The organism is Caecibacteroides pullorum (assembly GCF_019239235.1).
GTDB classification, from domain to species: domain Bacteria; phylum Bacteroidota; class Bacteroidia; order Bacteroidales; family Bacteroidaceae; genus Bacteroides; species Bacteroides pullorum.
In genome coordinates this window covers 1-20,385 of the sequence record NZ_JAAZTS010000038.1, presented here as the reverse complement: position 1 = coordinate 20,385, position 20,385 = coordinate 1, and the positions used below count along the sequence as shown (strand labels likewise).

Here is a 20,385-nt window from a genome sequence, read left to right as displayed (position 1 = left end):
AACAAAATATCGAGATTATCTTCAGAATATCGCTGCTTGAAAAAGTTAACAACGCTCTTATCGTTGATAAAGAAAAGAGGGTGAATCGCGTATTACGACACACCCTCTTATTTTTTTATTAAAAAACAGGTGATGACAGAAGGCTACCTGCCGACTAATTTGTACCTTTGTCGACGTTTTAAAAACCATACGTAATTATTAAAGTATAAATAATATGGGAGGTTTCTTCGGGACAGTCGCCAAAGAGAGTTGTGTGACTGATTTGTTTTATGGGACAGACTATAATTCTCATTTAGGAACGAAACGCGGCGGTATGGCTGCTTATGATGAAACGACCAACTGTTTCAGTCGTTCTATCCACAATCTGGAAAGTACCTATTTCCGTACCAAGTTTGAAGACGAACTGGACAAGTTTAAAGGAAACTCCGGCATAGGAATCATTAGTGATACGGACGCTCAACCTATCATTCTGAATTCTCATTTAGGACGTTTTGCTATTGTTACAGTTGCCAAGATTATGAATATTGTCGAACTGGAGGAAGAATTGTTAGAGCAGAATATGCACTTTTCAGAACTCAGTTCAGGACAGACTAATCAGACGGAGCTGATAGCTTTGCTTATCATTCAGGGCAAGAATTTTGTAGAGGGGATAGAGAATGTATACAATCGTATCAAAGGTTCTTGTTCCATGTTGTTGCTGACGGAAGACGGCATTATCGCTGCTCGCGACAAATGGGGGCGCACGCCGATTGTTATCGGAAAGAAGGAAGGAGCGTATGCGGCAACCAGTGAGTCAAGCAGCTTCCCGAATTTGGGGTATGAAGTTGAACGTTATTTGGGGCCGGGTGAAATCGTTCGCTTACGTGCCGAAGGTATTGAGCAGATGCGTAAACCAGAGGAACGGATGCAAGTGTGTTCTTTCCTGTGGGTATATTATGGATTCCCGACTTCTTGCTATGAAGGTCGTAATGTAGAAGAAGTTCGTTTTACCAGTGGTGTGAAAATGGGCCAAACTGATACTTCCGAAGTAGATTGTGCATGTGGAATTCCTGATTCAGGAGTAGGCATGGCGTTGGGGTATGCCGAAGGAAAGGGAATCCCTTATCATCGTGCCATTGCTAAATATACGCCGACTTGGCCACGTAGCTTTACTCCCAGCCGCCAGGAGATGCGTAGCCTTGTGGCCAAGATGAAGCTTATTCCCAATCGTGCGATGCTTCAGGGAAAACGTCTGCTTTTCTGCGACGATTCTATCGTGCGTGGAACTCAGCTTCGCGATAATGTGAAAGTGCTCTACGAATATGGAGCCAAGGAAGTACACATCCGTATAGCTTGTCCGCCATTGATATATGCTTGTCCATTTATTGGCTTTACTGCTTCCAAGAGTCCGTTGGAATTGATAACCCGTCGTATTATCAAGGAGCTGGAGGGTGATGAGAACAAGAATTTGGAGAAGTATGCCACGACCGGCTCTCCTGAGTACAATCGTATGGTAGAGATCATGCGTGAGCGTTTTGGTTTTACTTCCTTGCGTTTCAATACGCTAGAAACGTTGGTCGAGTCTATCGGCCTGCCTAAATGCAAACTTTGTACGCATTGTTTCGATGGCAGTAGCTGTTTCTGATTGACAAATCGTTAAGTTTCGGATAAAAAAGGGGTGTGGATTGCTTGCCAATTCACGCCCCTTTTTCTACCTTTACGGGCATAATAACAAATCGTAAATGTTGAATCGTAATTTTTTTGAATGATATGACTTTAGTAGAACGTTTTTTGAAATATGTCAGCTTCGATACTCAGTCGAGTGAAGAGACTGGTGTTACTCCCAGTACGTCGGGGCAGATGGTTTTTGCCCGCTATTTGAAGGAAGAACTGGAGTCTTTGGGACTTGAAGATGTTACGTTGGATGACAATGGCTATTTGTTTGCCACGCTTCCTGCTAATACTGATAAGCCTCTGCCTACAGTAGGTTTCATTGCTCACATGGATACGAGTCCCGATATGAGCGGTAAGGATGTGTCACCACGGATTGTACAGTGTTATGATGGTGGAGAAATAGTGCTTTGTGCCGACGAAAACATAGTTTTATCACCAGCACAGTTCCCCGAACTGTTGGATCATAAGGGGGAGGAATTGATCGTGACCAATGGCAAAACGTTGTTGGGGGCTGACGACAAGGCTGGTATTGCCGAAATAGTTTCGGCTATTGTCTATTTGCAGGAGCATCCCGAAATCAAGCATGGCAAGATACGTATTGGTTTCAATCCTGATGAAGAAATCGGCTTGGGTGCCCATAAATTTGATGTCGAGAAATTCGGTTGCGACTGGGCCTATACGATGGATGGCGGCGAGGTAGGCGAACTGGAATTCGAGAACTTCAACGCTGCTTCTGCCAAGGTTACGTTCAAGGGACGCAATGTACATCCGGGCTATGCCAAGCATAAGATGATTAATTCTATTCGCGTGGCCAATCGTTTTATGGCTATGCTGCCCAGTCATGAGACGCCCGAGCATACCGAAGGTTACGAGGGTTTTTACCATCTGGTGGGTATCAGTGGCGAAGTGGAGCAGACCGTGGTATCTTATATCATTCGCGATCATAACCGCACCCGTTTTGAAAGCCGTAAGCAGGAGATAGAACATCTCGTTCGGAAAATCAATGCTGAGTATGGCGAGGGCACAGCTACACTCGACCTGCACGATCAGTACTATAACATGCGTGAGAAGATAGAACCTGTGATGCATGTAATCGATATTGCTTTCCAGGCGATGAAAGATGCTGGCGTAGAACCTCGTGTGAAGGCCATCCGTGGTGGCACGGACGGTGCACAGCTTTCGTTCAAAGGATTACCTTGTCCCAATATTTTTGCCGGTGGACTTAATTTCCATGGGCGTTATGAATTCGTGCCCATACAGAGCATGGAGAAAGCTATGATGGTAATTGTCAAAATTGCCGGACTGGTAGCTGCACGTTGATCATTCATTTTAATTCTTAAATATAAGTTTCATGAAAACCACTCCATTTACCGAGAAACACATCTCGCTGGGTGCTAAGATGCACGAGTTTGCGGGATACAATATGCCGATTGAGTATTCGGGTATTATCGACGAACACATGACTGTCTGCCAGGGTGTAGGCGTATTCGACGTATCACACATGGGAGAATTTTGGGTGAAAGGTCCCCAGGCTTTGGCCTTCTTGCAGATGGTGACTTCCAATAATGTGGCAGTCTTGACTCCAGGTAAAGTGCAATATACTTGTTTTCCCAACGAGACAGGTGGCATTGTAGACGACCTGCTGGTTTATTGCTATGAACCTGAAAAGTATTTGCTGGTAGTGAATGCTGCCAACATTGAGAAAGATTGGAATTGGTGTGTAACCCATAATACCGTCGGTGCCGAGCTGGAAAATGCTTCCGACCGTATGGCTCAGCTGGCTGTGCAAGGACCGAAGGCTATTGAAGCTTTGCAGAAGTTGACGCCGATCGATCTGTCTTCTTTACCTTATTATACGTTTACTCATGGCGAATTCGCAGGTGAGAAGGATGTCATCATTTCGAATACAGGTTATACGGGTGCAGGAGGCTTTGAACTCTATTTCTATCCAGACGCAGCCATGAAAATATGGGATGCTGTTTTTGAGGCTGGAGCTGAGTTTGGTATTAAGCCTATTGGTCTGGGTGCCCGCGATACACTTCGTTTGGAGATGGGCTTCTGTCTTTATGGCAACGATATTGACGATACGACTTCGCCTATTGAAGCAGGGCTGGGCTGGATAACTAAATTTGTAGAAGGTAAGAACTTTACCAACCGCGCGATGTTGGAAAAACAGAAAGCCGAAGGCGTGACGCGCAAGCTGGTAGGTTTCGAAATGATCGACCGTGGTATCCCCCGTCATGGCTATGGGCTGCTGGATGCCAATGGAGAAGTCATTGGAAATGTGACTTCAGGTACGATGTCGCCTACTCGTAAGATTGGTATCGGTATGGGCTATGTAAAGACTGAATTCAGTAAGCCTGGCACGGAAATCTGCATCGACATGCGTGGTCGTAAGCTGAAGGCTGTAGTAGTAAAGCCGCCTTTCCGTAAATAAAATGAAGTATAGGTATAAAATAAAAGGGAAGCTTTTGAGCTTCCCTTTTATTTATTTCTTATCAGAAATGATTATTTCTTCTGACGGTTACCGTAACGGCTCATGAACTTATCTACACGACCGGCGGTATCAACCAGCTTAGACTTACCAGTATAGAACGGGTGAGAAGAGCTGGAGATTTCCAGTTTTACCAACGGATAAGTTTCGCCTTCGAATTCGATTGTCTCTTTGGTGTTAACAGTTGAGCGAGACAGGAACATGTCACCGTTTGACATATCTTTGAATACTACCGGACGGTAATTTTCGGGATGAATACCTTTTTTCATTTCGATATTGTTTTTTAATTTTTTTATTTCGTTTACTATTGCTGGTAACAAATAGTGGTGTAATGGTCTTTTCAGTTTTCAGGGTGCAAAGATAGTGCTATTTCTTGAAACAGAAAAAAAGTTCGACTAAAAAATAGGTTTATCTCGTTTTATTTCTTTTTTTTGCATCTAAAATTTGTGTATGAATATGAAGAAACTATTCTTTCTGTTGATGTGTTGCCTCTGTGCGATAGTTTTGGAGGCACAAAACGAGAAGCGCGACCTGTACAGCGTAGCGTTTTATAATCTTGAGAATTTGTTCGATACCATTCATGATGCGGGCAAAAACGACTACGATTTCCTACCCAACGGCAGTTATAAATGGAATTCGAAGAAGTATGAGGCAAAGCTGGAAAACATGGCTAAGGTGCTATCCTCCTTGTCGCACGAAAGGGTGCCGCAAGGTCCAGCTTTTATCGGGGTAGCTGAAGTGGAGAACGATCGTGTATTGGACGACCTCTTGAAGCAACCTTCTCTTTCTGCTTACAAATATATCCACTACGAAGGTCCTGACAAGCGCGGTATTGATTGTGCTTTGCTCTACGATCCGCAACAGTTTGAAGTGACTCGTTCGAAACTTGTTTTTTCCGAACCTTATCAGGGGGATACGGTCCACTTGACGCGTGGCTTCTTGATTGTGGACGGGCGTATGGCCGGTGAGCGTGTGTGTGTCATTGTCAACCATTGGCCTTCGCGTGGAGCCCAGTCACCAGTACGTGTACATGCGGCACGACAGGTAAAAGCTTTGGCAGATTCTTTGCGGAACGAAGACCGCAAGCTGAAGCTATTCATCATGGGAGATATGAACGACGACCCAATGGATGAGAGCATGCAGACGTTGGGTGCACGTAAATATAAAAAAGAGGTGAAGAAGGCCGATTTCTACAACCCCTGGTGGGAAACGCTGGAAGACGAAGGGGTAGGTACGCTGCTCTATCGTGGCAAGTGGAACCTGTTCGATCAGATTGTCCTGTCGAAACCATTATTGAAAAAACGTCGCGGATTGCGTTACGACCATCATGAGGTCTTCTACCGCGACTATCTTATTCAGCAGGACGGTAAATACAAGGGTTCTCCGTTACGTACCCATGGTGGCCGTACGTGGTTGAACGGCTATAGTGACCATCTGCCTACCATTATTTATCTGAAGAAATAATTCAGCTCAGGTAGCGGAATATATTCTTTGAACTTGTAACGTAGACTTTACAATCTTTTGTTAAAACTCTTCAAACACTTGAAAAATGATTGTTTTTCTTTTGTTTGAAGAGTTTTTTTAGTGGAATTGGCGTCCGCTATTTGAACGAGAATGTGTACTTTTGCACAGAATTTGATTCACTAACTATAAACTTTTAAACAAAATGGTTAATTACAAAGATTTGGGCCTTGTAAACACAAGAGATATGTTTGCTCGTGCCATTAAGGGTGGATATGCTATCCCGGCTTTCAACTTCAATAATATGGAGCAGTTGCAGGCTATCGTAAAGGCTGCTGTTGAAACTAAGTCTCCGGTTATCCTGCAGGTTTCTAAGGGTGCACGTAACTATGCAAACCAGACTCTGCTGCGTTACATGGCTGAAGGTGCTGTAGAATATGCTAAGGAACTGGGTTGCGCTCATCCTGAAATCGTGCTTCACCTTGACCACGGTGACAGCTTCGAACTCTGCAAGTCTTGCATCGATATGGGCTTCTCTTCTGTAATGATCGACGGTTCTCACCTGCCTTACGAAGAGAACGTAGCTTTGACTAAGAAGGTTGTTGACTACGCTCATCAGTTCGATGTAACTGTAGAAGGCGAGCTGGGTGTATTGGCTGGTGTAGAAGATGAAGTATCTGCAGAACATCACACTTATACTGACCCTGAAGAAGTAATCGACTTTGCTACTCGCACTGGTTGCGACAGCTTGGCTATCTCTATCGGTACTTCTCACGGTGCTTACAAGTTCAAACCCGAACAGTGCCACGTAGATCCTGCTACGGGTCGTCTGGTTCCTCCTCCTTTGGCATTCGAAGTTCTCGACGCCGTTATGGAGAAACTGCCGGGCTTCCCCATCGTTCTGCACGGATCTTCTTCAGTTCCTCAGGAAGAAGTTGATACTATCAACAAGTTTGGTGGCAAGCTGGAAGCTGCTATCGGTATCCCCGAAGACGAACTGCGTAAGGCTGCCAAGTCTGCTGTTTGCAAGATCAACATCGACTCAGACTCTCGTCTGGCTATGACAGCTGCTATCCGCAAGGTATTTGCTGAGAAACCGGCTGAATTCGATCCTCGTAAGTATCTGGGTCCGGCTCGTGACAACATGGAGAAACTCTACAAGCACAAAATCATCAACGTGCTGGGTTCTGACAACAAGCTGGCAGAATAATCCGTATATAAATAAGAAAAGCCGCCTGACGAGGGCGGCTTTTTTTGTGTTTGTTTCTTTCGTATCTCCTTTTCTCTTATGCTTTGGATATATTCTGATAAACCTCTTTCATCAGCTTGCAGGCTGTTTCCAGGCTGATATTTCCTGTATTGAGCATCAGGTGGTAGTGATGAGGTTCGCCCCATTTCCAGCCGGTGTAGTATTCGTAGTGATGGATGCGGTTGCGGTTGATGCGGCGGATTTCCGCTTCTGCTTGCTCTTGGGGAATGCCGTAGTCGTTAACGCAGCGGTTCACCGCACTTTTCAGGTCGGAATAGCAGAATACTTTCACCACTTTAGGGTGGTCTTTCAGTACGAAGTCGGCACAACGGCCTACGATGATGCAAGGTTCTTGAGCGGCGAGCTCCTGTACAATCCGACTTTCGGCCACGAACAGTATGTCGTCTGCCGAAAGGCTGGCTTCCACTGGCTGTTCGCTGTTCTTCGAGAGGATGCACTTCAGCCAGAACGAAGGAATGGACTGTTCGTTTTTTGCGATATACTGTTCGTCTATGCCGCTCCGTTGGGCAGCCATGTGGATGAACTCGCGGTCGTACAACTTGATGCCCAGCTCCTTGGCAAGTCTTTCACCCAGCAGATGACCTCCGCTTCCATATTCACGTGCGATGGTGATGATAGTATTGGTATGTTGGGCCGAAGGTGTGTCGGCCTGTTTGATGGGAGCATTGATCCAACGGTCGAAAATGCGGTAGGCAGGACTGACAAAGTGTACGATGGGGCCTACCAGCAAGGCGGACACTACTGTTCCTTCGCGTACGCCTTGAATGTCGGACAGGAAGACGAGCGACAGGATGCAGGCAATGGTGAGCAACGTTATGTCAAATCCCAGTTTTATGTAGCCGAACTCTCCATGAAAGCGTCGAGTGATGGTTTTTACAAAATATTCTCCTGCCATCATGGCCGCATTGGCTTTAACTTCAAGGGCGATACCCAATGCCAGAATTATGCAACCGATCAGCAGAACCGTCACTTGCATGACATAGGCCGAGGGTTCCAGCCAGGAGAGCATGAACATGGAGAAGTCGATGAACAGGCCGAAGCAGAACGCAATGGGTATTTGAAGCAGGTACATCCGCAGGTCTTCTCTCAACTCCCTGCGTGTCATCAGAAATGGTTCGAGGACAACGAACAGCAGGTTGAGTAGAATGGTCCATATACCCATTGTGAAGGGCGTAAACAGGCTCAGTACGTAGGTTACACTCGTGATGGGCGACGTGCCCAGTAGCGCTTTGGTGATGAAGGCAATGCCGAATGCATTGATGAACAGTGAAGCGACGAACAGCAGGTAGCGTCTGAAAGTATATTTACTCATAATCTTCTGTTTTGAAAACCGCCGCAAAGTTCATACTATTTCTTTGCATTTCCTTCAGAAAAGAACGACCTATCTTGGTCGAAAACGAAACAAATCTTATTTTTGTGATTAAATTATGGTAAGATATGAGCATTGCAATTACCGAACTGATGAAGGCCTGTAGGCCGGGTGTAGGCATGCCTTGTGGCCTTGCTATGGATATGGCCTGTGCTGGATACGGACAAATTCTGTTGGACAAGGGATTTTATTTCTTGCTCGTCACAAACGGAACGGCGTCTGTGTCGGATGTCCATGCCAGTTATACGCTTGCTTCCCTCCATTTGCTGGTTGTCACACCGAGTATTCGTGTCACACTCGCTGATATGAGTGTCGATTTCCGTATGGTCTGCCTTTATATTGAGCCCGATTATTTCGACACACTTTCCGTCGGACAGCTTGTCTATGGACAGGTATCCCAGTTCGTGGGTAATTATCTGCTGCCGATTTTCCAACTGGAAGCGGAGCAGGCCGATTATTTGCAGAAGACGTTGGTGCTTTTTTCCAGCCGACTGGAGGAGCTCCACCTTTATCGTGATGGTATAGTCCGCCATTTGTGTAGCTTTCTTTTGTTGCAGATGGCCGATGCCCTGTATCAGAAGAACTGTGAAACGACGGGTTTTGCCAACCGTTCGACTGAGATTTTCCGCAACTTCAAGCGTTTGTTGGTGCATCACTACCGCGAACAGCACAACATCGGTTTCTATGCTGACCGTCTGCACATTTCTACGACCTACCTTTCGCGTATCGTGCGCAATATCACGGGGCATACGGTCTGTTTCCACATATCCGAACTGCTTTGTGCCGATGCGCGTAAACTGTTGGAGTGTACCGACAAGGATGTGAAGGAGATTGCCGACGAGCTGGGCTTTTCCGACCAGTCGGTCTTTGGCAAATTCTTTGTTCGCAAGACAGGTCTTTCGCCTTTGAAATACCGTATGCGGAGAGGGGAAGTATCAAAATGACATTTTGATTTCCCAACCGCCTGAGAATCGCTTCTTTCGGCCCGAAGTAGAGGACGGTCGAAAAGAACGGAAAAGAAATCTGCTTTCTGTCTAATAGACAATAGGATAGCGAAATATTTACATTTGAAATAGAAGAGAAAGGGGAGGAAACTACCGCAAAGAAGGTGGAAAACAAGGAAATTGTCGGTCTAAAGTGGGTGTTTATGCCGCTAAAGTGCCACTTTAGGTGTGTAAACATTTACTTTTTTGCTTAAAAAGACGTATTTTTGAGGGTGCAAACATACGACCTGATGACAGAAAACATACTATCTTTCGGGAGAAAGCATACTTTTAGCTTCTGAAAAACACCCTTTTCCGTATTCGAAGTGTTTGTTTTTCATGTTATCTATTCCTGTTTTCTCTTTTCTGAAAAAGGTCTGTGTTCGCTGAAATGATGAAATGCTTTCTTTTTATTGCTTATATGCTTATATTAATACCTTTTTGTTGGATGTAAGATTGCAGGGGAAGAAGAAGTGAACAAAAGTAGATATATAAATGTTTTTTGAGAATAGTACAAAATTAAAGACGACGTATGAAACTGATTTTAAGCGATAAACGGCTAGATATTTCTGTCGATCCAGAAAAGGATATTCGCTATTTTGATTTATCCAATCTGAAGATAGCCAATTGCATGGGTTGCTTCGCTTGTTGGACTCAAACGCCAGGACGATGCGTTATTCGCGACGATGCCACTCGAATCTATCCCTGCATTGCTGCCAGTGATGCCGTGCTTTACGTCAGCCGCCTGAAGTATGGTGGTTATGATACCGTGATGAAGACCATGCTTGAACGGGCCATTCCTGTACAGCAAGCTTTCATCCGTATCCATTGTGGCGAGACACACCACGTGCAGCGCTCTGTCGCACCCAAGCATGCCACTATCATTGCCTATGGGGCCGAGGACGAAGAGGAACGTACTATCTTCCGTCAGCTTGTAGAGCGTAATGCCCGCAACATGAACTTCGAGAGTTATGAAATCCAGTTTACAACCGAATCCATGATCGATGACATGGTAAAACAAGTATTGCAGAAATGGGAAAAATTCTGATATTGAATGGCAGCCCTCGTGCTCCGAAATCGAACTCGAAACGCTATGCTGAGATTTTTATGCGTCATTGTACGGCCGAGACTGATTATCGTAACATTACCAAGAAGAACCATGAAGAATTGTGTGCTGCGCTCAGCGGTTATACCGATGTGTTGTTTGCTTTTCCGCTCTATGCCGATTCTTTGCCAGTGGGCTTTCTGAATTTTCTGAAAGCGTTGGAGGCTTGTCCGCCAGCTCATAAGCCTGTGGTCTCCATCTTGATAAACTGTGGTTTTCTGGAAGCTGAACAGAGTGAAGTTGCCATCCGTATGATGCGACTTTTTTGTCGTCGCAATGGCTATGTCATGGGGTCTGTATTGATGTTAGGTAGCGGAGAAGCTATCCTCGACACGCCATTTAAGTACGTAGCTACAAGGAATATTCGTCGTTTGGCCCAGTCCATGGTAAGCGGACGTTACCATACGTTGAGCGCCACGATGCCGCTTTCCAAGTATTTGTTTCGTCTGGCCGCCGACATTTATTGGACATTTTATGGCAAGCGATTTGGTACTACAAGGAGGCAGATGCAGACGATGGAGGTAGAGGGAAAGTAGCGGGAAGCTGTAGGTATGTCATTCGTTTGTCTGTTCATGTTCTCAGGATTTTCTCCATGGGTTTTCCTTTCGCCAGTTCGTCTACCAACTTGTCCAGGTAGCGTATTTCCTGCATCAACGGTTCTTCTATTTCTTCCACACGGATGCCGCAGATACTGCCTTTTATCAGTTTGCGGTTGGGGTTGGGAGCTGGGGCATTGCGGAAGAAGTCGCCGTAGGTAGTGGACAGGTTCAGCAGTTCCTCCAGTTGTCGAGGGCTGTAACCGGTCAGCCAGCAGATGATTTCGTTGACTTCCTCCTGAGTTCTTCCTTTTTTTATGGCTTTGTTCACCAGCAAAGGATAGACCTTGCCGAGTGGCATTTGATATACTTTTTCAAAAGTCTGTTGTTCGGTTTGTTTCATTGTTTTCTAATTTGATTTGTTCTTGTATGCCATTTTTAGGATTGGAAACGGATTGCCTTGCTCGTCCGTTTCTGTTCGTTCAAACGTGTGGAAACCAAGATGACGGTAGAAACCTTCGGCTTGCGGATTTTGCTCATTTACATCTACATAAAGGGCATGATAGTCTTTGATGGCGACGTTGATAAGTTGCTTACCGAATCCGCAGCCGAAATGAGTGGGCGAGACGAACAGCATTTCGATTTTCTGTCCCTCGATTCCCATAAAGGCGATGGGTGCTTTACCCTGATGGAGTACCAGTAATGTCCCGATTGCGCGGATGGCTTCTCTTACGTATGGAGTCAGTTTGCAGATATCTTCTTCTGTCAGGAAGTGATGGCTTGCCCGAACTGAAACGTTCCACAAGGCAACTAATGTATCTGTCAGGTTGTTTGTTCGTTCGGAAGGAAGAAGGCTTCTGAGGCTGGTCAGTTTCTTCTGAAAATAAATCATATCCTTCAGTACCTTGCCTTCCTCTACAATCGGATGGTCGTAATTGAGAGTGAAAAAGTCGGCGACGGTATGCGAGTAACTGAAACCACAACTTTCGTAGAAAGCGATTGTCTGTTTGCTTTCACCTGTGCCTACAAGCAACGTGTGACACACGTCAGCATAGTGCCGGCAAAGATATTCCACTATCTGCCGTCCGTATCCCTTCCGTTGGCAGGCTGGTGCAACAGCCAGATTCTTCAGCTCATATACACCATTTCCTTCGTTTGTCACAACGGCTACAGCAACGGCTTCAGTTTCTTGCGTGCCGTGCATGACGAACAACTCTCCCCGTCCCAGATAACGGTCAATCATAGACTCCTGCTCGTCGGCCAGTAGAAGGAGGGAGAGGAAGCGTTTCTTGTCGGTAGTGATAAGTTGGATGTTCATACAGAATCAATATGTTCATATCTTTTTCAGTTGCTTTTTCATGATATAGTTTGTCAGTTTCAGGCGGTTGGCCTGTGCGCGTTGCTCCTGCTCCACGACATATCCCCGTCGCTCAAAGAAGGGGCGTGCCGTGATGCTTACTTCCGAAGTGATGTCGCAGATGCCGTGTTCCATGGCGTATGCTTCAATCCGCTGCAGCAGAGCGGTGGCAATGCCTTCTCCCTGATGGTCCTTGTGGACGAACATGGAGTGCAGGTAGCCGTCGTTGCGGATGGAGGTGAAGCCCACGATGTGTCCTTCGGCATCGCAGGCGGCGATGAAGTGTAGGGTTGCCATCAGCTTTTCCCAATGACCCAGTCGATTGCCGCATGAAGCCCAGTCGGCTGCTTCTTCGGCGGTATAGTCGCGGACATTTACCGTCAGCACCGTGCTGCAGAAAAGCTCTTTCAACTCTGGTATGTCGGTTACGGTAGCAGGGCGGAAAGTTATATCGGTTGTCTTGTTAGGGGCATGCATATTCATAAATTGATTGAAAGATAAAGGACGTATCATTATGTATTCTTCTTCTGTTTCCCGTACCGTTTCAAATCCGAGACGGCGGTAAAGGCGCACAGCAGGATTGGCTTTCTGTACCGAGAGTGATACCTGTTTATAACCTTTGGCACGCAACAGGCTTGTCATTTCCCGCATCAGGCGGGTACCGATTCCTTTCCCGCGGAATGGCGGGTAGAGAGAAATGGCAAGTGAAGGCGTATGTTCGTCTATATGGCCGTAGTCGTTCATCTGGCGGACCCAGACAGTGCCTATAACCCGACCGAAACTTTCGGCTACCAGGCAATGGTCATCAGGCCGGGTACCGAAGTCTTGGATATAGACTTGCAGCTCGGGCAGGTCGATGATGCTGCGGGGCGGGGGAGATGTACCCTCGGGCAGGTAAATGGCCTCGTAAAGAAAGTCGCGTAACAGACGAGTTTCTTCCGGTTGCAACGCACGTATGATATAATCTGGATTCTTCATATTTTGTCCGTTCGAAATCAAAAGCGGATAAAGATAGGAAAGATTTTTATGAAAATGGGCGTATGATGATGCTTTTTGTCTTTGGAATAAAAAAAGGCTCTAGTCACTGGGACATAGAGCCGGAATGATGAATGATTTTCTGTTGAAAGATTTGTTACAATTCGGAGAGGATCAGCCAATAACCACTTCGCCGTCGGCTGTGACCTGGTCGCCCCAGGCTGTGATGGAACCTCCTTCTACAGTAATGCCTTCCCGACTTACTTTCAATGTCAGTCTACAACGTTTCCCTCCTTCCAGAACACTTTGCGGAGATTCCAGTTGCTCCAATAATTTGTCCAAGGTCAGTGACTTCTTGTCGCTGCCGATGGCGATGGTCAGTGTGACTTCCGGCGTGTTTTGTGGAACTAGGAAAAAAGAAGCTTGGGTATCGTTTGCCGTATATTCGCCTGTTGCGTCCTTCACTTGTGTTATCTTACCCTGCATTACATCTACCACACACATCGTTTTGGCATTGAGGGCTACGGAAAGCCCCTTCAGGTCTTCGTCTGTATAACTGTTTCCTGCCGTAAATGTCAGGTCTAACCGGTGCAGGGCGTGGTTGAAGGTCAGATGTACGGTTTCGGAAGTACCGGCTGTTACAGATTGGGCAGGAGCAAGAAGCAAATCCCTTTCCGAAGCTGTGAGAGGATTGAATTCGAACGTTCCATCCTGTATATCTTTCTGTTGCGGATAGCATGCAGCCAAAGAAATTTGGGCATTGCTTCCAGAGAGTCCCAGGCTGCCCCAAGTCAAGATGCCTGAACCATATTCGAAGTCAACGGTATGACTTTCTCCATCGGTTTCTTTCAGAAAGAGTGACATTTTGTCTCCCTGGGAGAAACTGCCGCTTCCGTCGTTCGTCAATTGGGGAGCACGTGTTTGCGATGATATGCTGGCCACGATATTTATTACATCGGTGGGCTGCTCATTAGGGAGTTCGTTCGTACAAGAGGTTGCTGCGAATATGGCAGCCATCGTTACATAGAATACTTTCTTTTTCATTATCAGTTGGTTTTTATTGTTATTTTACATCAGGAAAAGCTTTTTGCCAAAGGTCACGACGCAGGTCGACCAAAGTAAGCGAGGTGAATCGGAAACGGGTTGGCGAAGGAGTTCCGTCTATATTGTCCAACAGTGAAATATAGGCATAATCACCTTTTAATTCGGGAATGGTTGATTTGTCATATACCACTTTATAGCGTTTCAGAGATGCATGGTTGGGTTCATCTTCCGCGCTATTATTATCACAGAAATAGACATAAGCTACATTTCCTTCGGCATCAAATTCCGCTCCCCATATGACCATGGAATGGCTTTTGGTATTAGTGCCGGCAAAATCGTAGGCTGCAAATCCGATGGCTTGGTTATATCGGAAAGCGTTCTTGAACCAAAGGTTGAACGTTTCTTTGGATGTGTCACGTGTCTCTTTTGCTATGACATCGTCTTTCGAGAATACTTTACTGAAGAAGGGCTGAAAATATAGAACGTACTCTAAAATCCACTCCAAAAGCAAATAAAAACATTAGAAGATAGGGGATTATCGGAAAAATCCCCTACTTTTGTAAGCGGATTGAGGTAACTCTCTCCGAAACATACGAGAAAAAAAAAGAAGCGGTATGCTTATCTTGTAAGTTGGAAACGTAGGAAATTTCGGACTTAGTACAAGAGATGGCATAGTGGTTCTCACGCCATAGCGTGGGCTGCTATTATCATATCTGTACTAAAGGTTTCCTACGACCTCCAACTTAGACGTGGTAGCATTGCAGTTCCACGCTTTCGCATTTTATAACCGCCTGTAAAGGGACTGACAGGCATTGAATAGAAAACATATATGGAACAACAGTTTTGCCAAAGTTGCGGTATGCCCTTGACAGATGAGAACAGAGGGACAAATGCCGATGGAAGCCGTCGTGAAGATTATTGCGTCTATTGCTACAAAAATGGTGAGTTTACTCAAGAGTTTACAATGACCCAAATGATAGAGTTCTGCCTGCAATTCTTTGACCAATGGAATGTGCAGGCTGAATGTAAGCTGACTCCCATACAAGCAAAAGAACAAATGCTCCAATACTTTCCACACCTGAAACGGTGGAAGGAAAAGGATGAACGGACACTGGCGGAAAAAGCAACGCATTTGCTTTCCCAATGCGAGAACGTTACCGTAGTTTCCATTGACGCCAACGGTTATCCTCGTCCTGTGCAGATGTCTAAGATAGGAGCAAGAGGGTTCCATGAGGTTTGGATGGCAACCTGTGCAGATTCCGTGAAAGTGAATGATTTTAAGGCGAACAACAAGGCAGGGCTTTGCTACGATTACTATGGGGATGGCGTTGCCATGCGTGGCACGGTAGAAGTGGTTACTGATGATGCTATCCGCAAGGAAATGTGGAAAGACTGGTTCATTCATCATTTCCCCGGTGGAGCGAGCGACCCCAATTATGTGCTTTTGCATTTCACCGGTACAGAAGCTACCTTTTGGATTAACGGCGAATATTCTCACTCTAACATCTAACAATGATTAAAGAAATAAATACAGAACGGCTTATACTGCGACCTTGGCAAGAATCCGATGCCGAGGCTTTATATAAATACGCTCAAGACCCTGCAATCGGGCCTATTGCTGGATGGCCACCGCATACTTCCGTGGAAGACAGTTTGAACATCATCCGTACCGTTTTTGCTGCTCCGGAAACCTACGCTGTTGAGTTAAAACAAACCGGTGAACCGGTCGGGAGCATAGGTATTATGTTCGGGGATGGTCTGCATAGTGCCGAAATGCAAGAGAATGAGGCGGAGATAGGTTATTGGATAGGCAAGCCGTATTGGGGACAAGGATTGATACCGGAAGCCGTGCGCCGTCTGATGCAACGATGTTTCGAGGATTTGGGAATAAATGCCATTTGGTGTGGCTACTATGACGGTAACACGAAATCCCGCCGGGTGATGGAGAAGTGTGGTTTCCGTTTCCATCATACGGAAGAGGGCAAGACTTCTCCGCTTGGGGATATTCGCACAGAACATTTTATGAAGATGACAAAAGAAGAATGGGAAGAGCTTAAATAAGGAAAAACATGAATATCACTGTCCGATTAGCACGAGAAGATGAACGAAGTGAAATAGCCTTGTGTATCGCAGAAGGCTTTGAACGTGATTTTTCTTTTTTCCGTAAGGATATGAATATTGTAGCAAAGGCGCTTGAATCAGGTATCCGTTCGGAAAGATTTTATGTTGCATTATATAACGACAATATAGTCGGTGTTGCAGGTATTTCGGATTGCACAGGCAGAGCTGTTTATACAGATTGGTTATCATATAGGAAATGTTTTGGTTTGATTATGGGAACTATTGCCAAACTTGTCCTGAAGAAAGAATTTGAGATGCCTCTGCCCTATCCTATGACGACCGGATTTATTGAATTTGTTGCAACACGCAAATCTATCAGACGGAGTGGAGTTGCATCTAATTTACTGAAAGAAAGTATGCGGCAAGCAGGATATAAAGAATATATTCTGGATGTAATAGAAGAAAATCGTCCCGCCGTAAACTGTTATACAAAATTAGGCTTCACCGGTTTTAAGAAGACAAAGAAAAAGAATGGATATACGAAATTATTTATGAAACTCACTATGCAAGCACCTTCTGTCAATAGAACATATAGTGGAAAGATAGTATGAACATTCTGAAATCGCTCATAGTTTGGCTATGCTTTATTCCTGTAGCAATTCTCAATGGAGGATTGAGGGAATATGTATTGACGAAGATTCTCGGAGAGAAATGGGCATTACCTGTTAGCGGGATTATATTAAGCGTATGTATTTTTCTGATAACATGGTTGCTGTTGCCTCGGATTATAAAAGCCCTTACTTTCAAAGATTGCTGGCTGATAGGAATATGCTGGGGCGTTCTAACTATCGCTTTTGAATTTGGAGTAGGACTGGCGGGAGGCAATACTGCTTCGGAACTTTTAGCAGCATATAATCCATTGACCGGCAATCTGTGGCTGCTGATTTTGGCAACAACATTATTGTCTCCAGTTTTGATAAAAACAATGTAAGCAGGCAAAAAGGAAATGGCTTTATTTTTTTGCCTGCTATATTTCACTATATTTGCATCCGTAAGAGTTACCCGAACAAGCAAAGCGATGCAGACCACAGTAAATTGAACGGTTGCCAACCCATTACCCAAAAACGAGGTTATTTCTCTAACCCTCTTAATATCAAGCAAGTATATTTCTTTTACAACATTACAGAATTATTTTGTATGGCGGACGACTTCTGCACGTTTTTTGATGCAATGATGGAAAAATATACGCTGAAATCCGACACCAAGCGGCGTTATCACCGCGATTCGACTATGTCAAAAGCAGAAATCATGTTGATTATGATATTATTCCATGACTCCGGCTACCGTTGTCTGAAACATTTCTATCTGGAAAAAGTATGCAGACATCTGCGCCACCTCTTCCCAAAGATTGTTTCATACAACCGTTTTGTGGAGCTTGAAAAGGAAGTGGCTGTACCATTGGCTCTTTTCATTAAGAAAGTGTTGCTTGGAAAATGCACAGGCATAAGTTTCGTGGACAGCACCCCGTTGAGGGTATGCAGGAATCAAAGGATACATATCCACAAGGTATTCAAGGGTATAGCCCAAAGGGGCAAGTGTTCCATGGGATGGTTTTTCGGTTTCAAACTGCATTTGATATGTAACGAGAAAGGCGAGCTGCTGAACTTCATGATAACTCCGGGTGATGTCGATGACAGGAAACCGTTGGAGTATAAGGCGTTTGTCGAATTCATCTACGGAAAGTTGGTTGCAGACAAGGGCTATATCGGCAAGAACCTCTTCCGACGCATGTTTGTTGACGGTATACAGCTTATTACCAAACTCAAAAGTAACATGAAGGGGGCTTTGATGAGTGTGTCGGACAAATTGCTGCTTAGGAAACGGGCTATTATAGAGACGGTAAACGACGAATTGAAAAACATTGCGCAAGTGGAGCATTCAAGACACAGAAGCTTTGACAATTTCATCGTAAACATACTGGGGGCGATTGCGGCGTACTGCATGTTTCCCAAAAAGCCGTGTATCAATGTACAACGTACATTTGACACACAGCTTGCTTGTTTTGAATTCGTCGAACTCACGTTAATTACGAAATTACGAATGATGCGTTTGTGGATCAATATATTGCTCCCATAAACATACGTGTGGGTGGGTATATTCAGGAAGTTCGTTTTCGAGAACATCAATATGTGAATGCGGGTGATACACTTGTTGTTCTTGATAATCGCGAATATCTCATTCGGCAAAAAGAGACCTATGCGGCTTTACTTGATGCCAAGGGTTCGCGTGACGTACTTGCTTCAGGCATACGTACTTCACATACTCGCATTGCCGAACAGGATGCCAATTTAGCTGAAGCAAAGGCTAAATTGTGGCAGGCAGAACAGGACTTCCGTCGCTATGAGCGATTACTGAAACAGGAATCTGTGCCAGAACAACAATACGATCAGGTTAAGGCTAATTATGAAGCAGCTCATGCTCGTTATGACGCACTACTAAAACAGAAAGATGCGGCTCGTTCGCAATATGACGAAGCGAACAAAAAACAGGTGAATGTAGAAGCAGGCATTTTGCGTGCTGAAGCAGCTCTTGACTTAGCCAATCTGAATCTTTCGTATACAGTTGTGACTGCTCCTTATAGTGGTTACATGGGACGTCGGACGTTGGAGCCGGGGCAATACGTGAGTGCCGGTCAAACACTTTCTTATATTGTCCGTCAATCTGGGAAATGGATAACGGCTAATTATCGAGAAACGCAGATTGCCAATATCTATATCGGTCAGCCTGTACGTATCAAAGTGGATGGATTACCAGGAAAAAAACTCCATGGCCATGTAACTGCTATTTCCGAAGCTACCGGTTCTAAATATTCACTTGTTCCTACAGACAATTCGGCAGGAAACTTCGTAAAAGTGCAGCAACGAATTCCAGTGCGTATCGATTTGGATGATGTAGACGATGAAACCATGAACCATCTGCGTGCCGGTATGATGGTTATAACTGAAGCTTTGAGGAAGAAATGAAAACAGCCAGCGAACTTGATATTCCTGCTCGCCCCTGGGTACCCGACCTGTTGGCTATTGCTACGGTTTTCATCATTATGCTTCCCATCGCCATGCTGAATGGTACTTATACGGGCAGTATGGTAGAAGTCTCAAATACCTTGGGAGTGTATACCGAAGATATTACTATTGGTTATTATGCTGCTTCGGCTGGTATGGCTGTATCCTATCCCATTGTTCCCAAGATACTGAACGCATTCTCCAGTAAATCGTTGTTGTTGGTCAACCTTACCCTTCAGTTTTTTCTCAGCTGGTTCTGTGCACGAGAGGCCAATATCGATTTGCTTATTGCTGCCAGTTTTATTATTGGTTTCCTGAAAGGTTTTCTGATGCTTTGGATAATCCGCCGTATCAAATTCATCTTCAGCCCAAAGGATGTCCGAAGTGAGTTCTATGCCTATTTTTATCCGTTGGTATTTGGAGGAGGTCAGCTTTCGATGGTTATTACTGCTTTGCTGGCTTACCATTATGACTGGAAATATATGTATTATTTCATGATGCTGCTTTTGCTGATTGCTATTTTGGCAGTTATTCTGTTTTTCCGTCATGACCGGCCTTCCAAACCGATTCCATGGGGAGAACTTCATCCCCGTGAGATGCTGATTATTGCTACAGGTGTTTTGATGCTTATTTATGTTATAACCTACGGAAAAACACTCGACTGGATGGCATCTACACGTATTTGCATTTACATCGTTATAGCTCCGCTACTCGTAGCTCTATTTTTATGGGAACAATTCCATTCTCCTCATCCCTACGTGAGTCTGAAGCCCCTGTTCCAATGGAAGGCCATTGTTGGATACTTTTATATGATGCTTGTGATGTTTTTCAGTACCTCCACCAGTTTGCTAACCAGTTATCTGACCACTATTCTGCGGGTAGACAATACCCATAGTTATACCTTATATCACTACTGTCCCGTAAAAGTTGATAAATAGTTCTTTGAAATTATTGAAATATAGTCAATTACGTGGTTTCTTGAGATGAAACGGACTTGATTTTGCAACTTTGCAGT

Annotated in this window: 19 protein-coding genes and 4 pseudogenes; 15 read left to right on the top strand and 8 right to left on the bottom strand. The window is 45.0% G+C overall.

What is annotated here, in order from left to right:
* Positions 1-214 precede the first annotated feature (214 nt).
* The 3 genes from HF894_RS14465 (at position 215) to gcvT (ending at position 4,090) form a co-directional block, all read left to right on the top strand.
* Positions 215-1,624: an amidophosphoribosyltransferase gene (locus HF894_RS14465; RefSeq protein WP_204970045.1), complete on the top strand. Its 1,410-nt coding sequence runs from the start codon at positions 215-217 to the stop codon at positions 1,622-1,624.
* Positions 1,625-1,749: 125 nt separating this feature from the next.
* Positions 1,750-2,973, top strand: coding sequence for a peptidase T (gene pepT / locus HF894_RS14460; RefSeq protein ID WP_204973286.1), 1,224 nt, complete (start codon positions 1,750-1,752; stop codon positions 2,971-2,973).
* Between the two features lie 31 nt (positions 2,974-3,004).
* On the top strand, positions 3,005-4,090 hold the full coding sequence (gene gcvT / locus HF894_RS14455) for a glycine cleavage system aminomethyltransferase GcvT (RefSeq protein ID WP_021848709.1): 1,086 nt from the start codon (positions 3,005-3,007) through the stop codon (positions 4,088-4,090).
* Between the two features lie 71 nt (positions 4,091-4,161).
* Here the strand turns inward: gcvT and HF894_RS14450 are convergent, their stop codons facing one another.
* The gene (locus tag HF894_RS14450; RefSeq protein ID WP_021848708.1) at positions 4,162-4,416 is read right to left on the bottom strand and encodes a type B 50S ribosomal protein L31; all 255 of its coding nucleotides are present in this window, start codon (positions 4,414-4,416) and stop codon (positions 4,162-4,164) included.
* A gap of 187 nt (positions 4,417-4,603) precedes the next feature.
* Between HF894_RS14450 and HF894_RS14445 the strand changes: the two genes are divergently transcribed.
* Positions 4,604-5,611 carry an endonuclease/exonuclease/phosphatase family protein gene (locus tag HF894_RS14445; RefSeq protein ID WP_204973284.1) on the top strand — a complete coding sequence of 336 codons (1,008 nt, stop codon included), beginning with the start codon at positions 4,604-4,606 and terminating at the stop codon, positions 5,609-5,611.
* Between the two features lie 202 nt (positions 5,612-5,813).
* Entirely contained in the window at positions 5,814-6,818 is a 1,005-nt protein-coding gene (locus HF894_RS14440; protein ID WP_021848706.1) for a class II fructose-bisphosphate aldolase, read from the top strand.
* Positions 6,819-6,894: 76 nt separating this feature from the next.
* Here HF894_RS14440 and HF894_RS14435 read toward each other — a convergent pair whose 3' ends face one another.
* Positions 6,895-8,190 (bottom strand): cytidylate kinase family protein, encoded by a 1,296-nt coding sequence (locus HF894_RS14435; RefSeq protein WP_204973282.1) that lies wholly within the window; start codon positions 8,188-8,190, stop codon positions 6,895-6,897.
* Between the two features lie 125 nt (positions 8,191-8,315).
* On the opposite strand from HF894_RS14435, the gene HF894_RS14430 reads away from it, so the two are divergent.
* The 3 genes from HF894_RS14430 to HF894_RS14420 all read left to right on the top strand — a co-directional run bounded on the left by HF894_RS14430 (position 8,316) and on the right by HF894_RS14420 (position 10,871).
* Positions 8,316-9,191, top strand: a complete 876-nt coding sequence (locus HF894_RS14430; protein WP_204973280.1) for a helix-turn-helix domain-containing protein — start codon at positions 8,316-8,318, stop codon at positions 9,189-9,191.
* 571 nt (positions 9,192-9,762) lie between these two features.
* Complete coding sequence (locus HF894_RS14425; protein ID WP_204973279.1) at positions 9,763-10,278, top strand: NAD(P)H-dependent oxidoreductase; 516 nt, start codon at positions 9,763-9,765, stop codon at positions 10,276-10,278.
* Complete coding sequence (locus tag HF894_RS14420) at positions 10,263-10,871, top strand: hypothetical protein (RefSeq protein ID WP_246593277.1); 609 nt, start codon at positions 10,263-10,265, stop codon at positions 10,869-10,871. Before HF894_RS14425 ends, HF894_RS14420 begins: the two co-directional genes overlap by 16 nt.
* Before the next feature lie 34 nt (positions 10,872-10,905).
* Here the strand turns inward: HF894_RS14420 and HF894_RS14415 are convergent, their stop codons facing one another.
* From HF894_RS14415 to HF894_RS14390, 6 genes and pseudogenes are all read right to left on the bottom strand, one after another.
* Positions 10,906-11,274, bottom strand: coding sequence for a DUF2200 domain-containing protein (locus HF894_RS14415; RefSeq protein WP_218417852.1), 369 nt, complete (start codon positions 11,272-11,274; stop codon positions 10,906-10,908).
* Positions 11,275-11,280: 6 nt separating this feature from the next.
* A complete protein-coding gene (locus tag HF894_RS15285) occupies positions 11,281-11,763 on the bottom strand; it encodes a GNAT family N-acetyltransferase (protein ID WP_262899895.1) in 483 nt (160 codons plus the stop codon).
* Positions 11,740-12,189 (bottom strand): annotated as a pseudogene (locus HF894_RS15230) (GNAT family N-acetyltransferase); the annotation flags it as partial. The pseudogene HF894_RS15230 and the gene HF894_RS15285, both read right to left, overlap by 24 nt.
* Positions 12,190-12,204: 15 nt before the next feature.
* Entirely contained in the window at positions 12,205-13,206 is a 1,002-nt protein-coding gene (locus HF894_RS15395) for a GNAT family N-acetyltransferase (RefSeq protein ID WP_246593276.1), read from the bottom strand.
* A gap of 171 nt (positions 13,207-13,377) precedes the next feature.
* The gene (locus tag HF894_RS14395) at positions 13,378-14,247 is read right to left on the bottom strand and encodes a fimbrillin family protein (RefSeq protein WP_204973275.1); all 870 of its coding nucleotides are present in this window, start codon (positions 14,245-14,247) and stop codon (positions 13,378-13,380) included.
* Positions 14,248-14,266: 19 nt separating this feature from the next.
* Positions 14,267-14,752, bottom strand: coding sequence for an IdeS/Mac family cysteine endopeptidase (locus HF894_RS14390; protein ID WP_246593275.1), 486 nt, complete (start codon positions 14,750-14,752; stop codon positions 14,267-14,269).
* A 324-nt stretch (positions 14,753-15,076) separates the two neighbouring features.
* On the opposite strand from HF894_RS14390, the gene HF894_RS14385 reads away from it, so the two are divergent.
* The 7 genes and pseudogenes from HF894_RS14385 to HF894_RS14355 form a co-directional block, all read left to right on the top strand.
* Positions 15,077-15,757 carry a zinc ribbon domain-containing protein gene (locus HF894_RS14385; RefSeq protein ID WP_025278023.1) on the top strand — a complete coding sequence of 227 codons (681 nt, stop codon included), beginning with the start codon at positions 15,077-15,079 and terminating at the stop codon, positions 15,755-15,757.
* 2 nt (positions 15,758-15,759) lie between these two features.
* A complete protein-coding gene (locus tag HF894_RS14380) occupies positions 15,760-16,308 on the top strand; it encodes a GNAT family N-acetyltransferase (RefSeq protein ID WP_022340751.1) in 549 nt (182 codons plus the stop codon).
* An 8-nt stretch (positions 16,309-16,316) separates the two neighbouring features.
* Positions 16,317-16,919 carry a GNAT family N-acetyltransferase gene (locus tag HF894_RS14375; RefSeq protein WP_022340752.1) on the top strand — a complete coding sequence of 201 codons (603 nt, stop codon included), beginning with the start codon at positions 16,317-16,319 and terminating at the stop codon, positions 16,917-16,919.
* Positions 16,916-17,299 (top strand): hypothetical protein, encoded by a 384-nt coding sequence (locus HF894_RS14370; RefSeq protein WP_087408437.1) that lies wholly within the window; start codon positions 16,916-16,918, stop codon positions 17,297-17,299. Before HF894_RS14375 ends, HF894_RS14370 begins: the two co-directional genes overlap by 4 nt.
* A 239-nt stretch (positions 17,300-17,538) precedes the next feature.
* A pseudogene (locus HF894_RS14365) lies at positions 17,539-18,372 on the top strand (IS982 family transposase); the annotation flags it as partial.
* Positions 18,373-18,386: 14 nt separating this feature from the next.
* Positions 18,387-19,331: pseudogene (locus tag HF894_RS14360) on the top strand (HlyD family secretion protein); the annotation flags it as partial.
* Positions 19,328-20,278 (top strand): annotated as a pseudogene (locus HF894_RS14355) (MFS transporter); the annotation flags it as partial. The pseudogenes HF894_RS14360 and HF894_RS14355, both read left to right, overlap by 4 nt.
* Positions 20,279-20,385 lie beyond the last annotated feature (107 nt).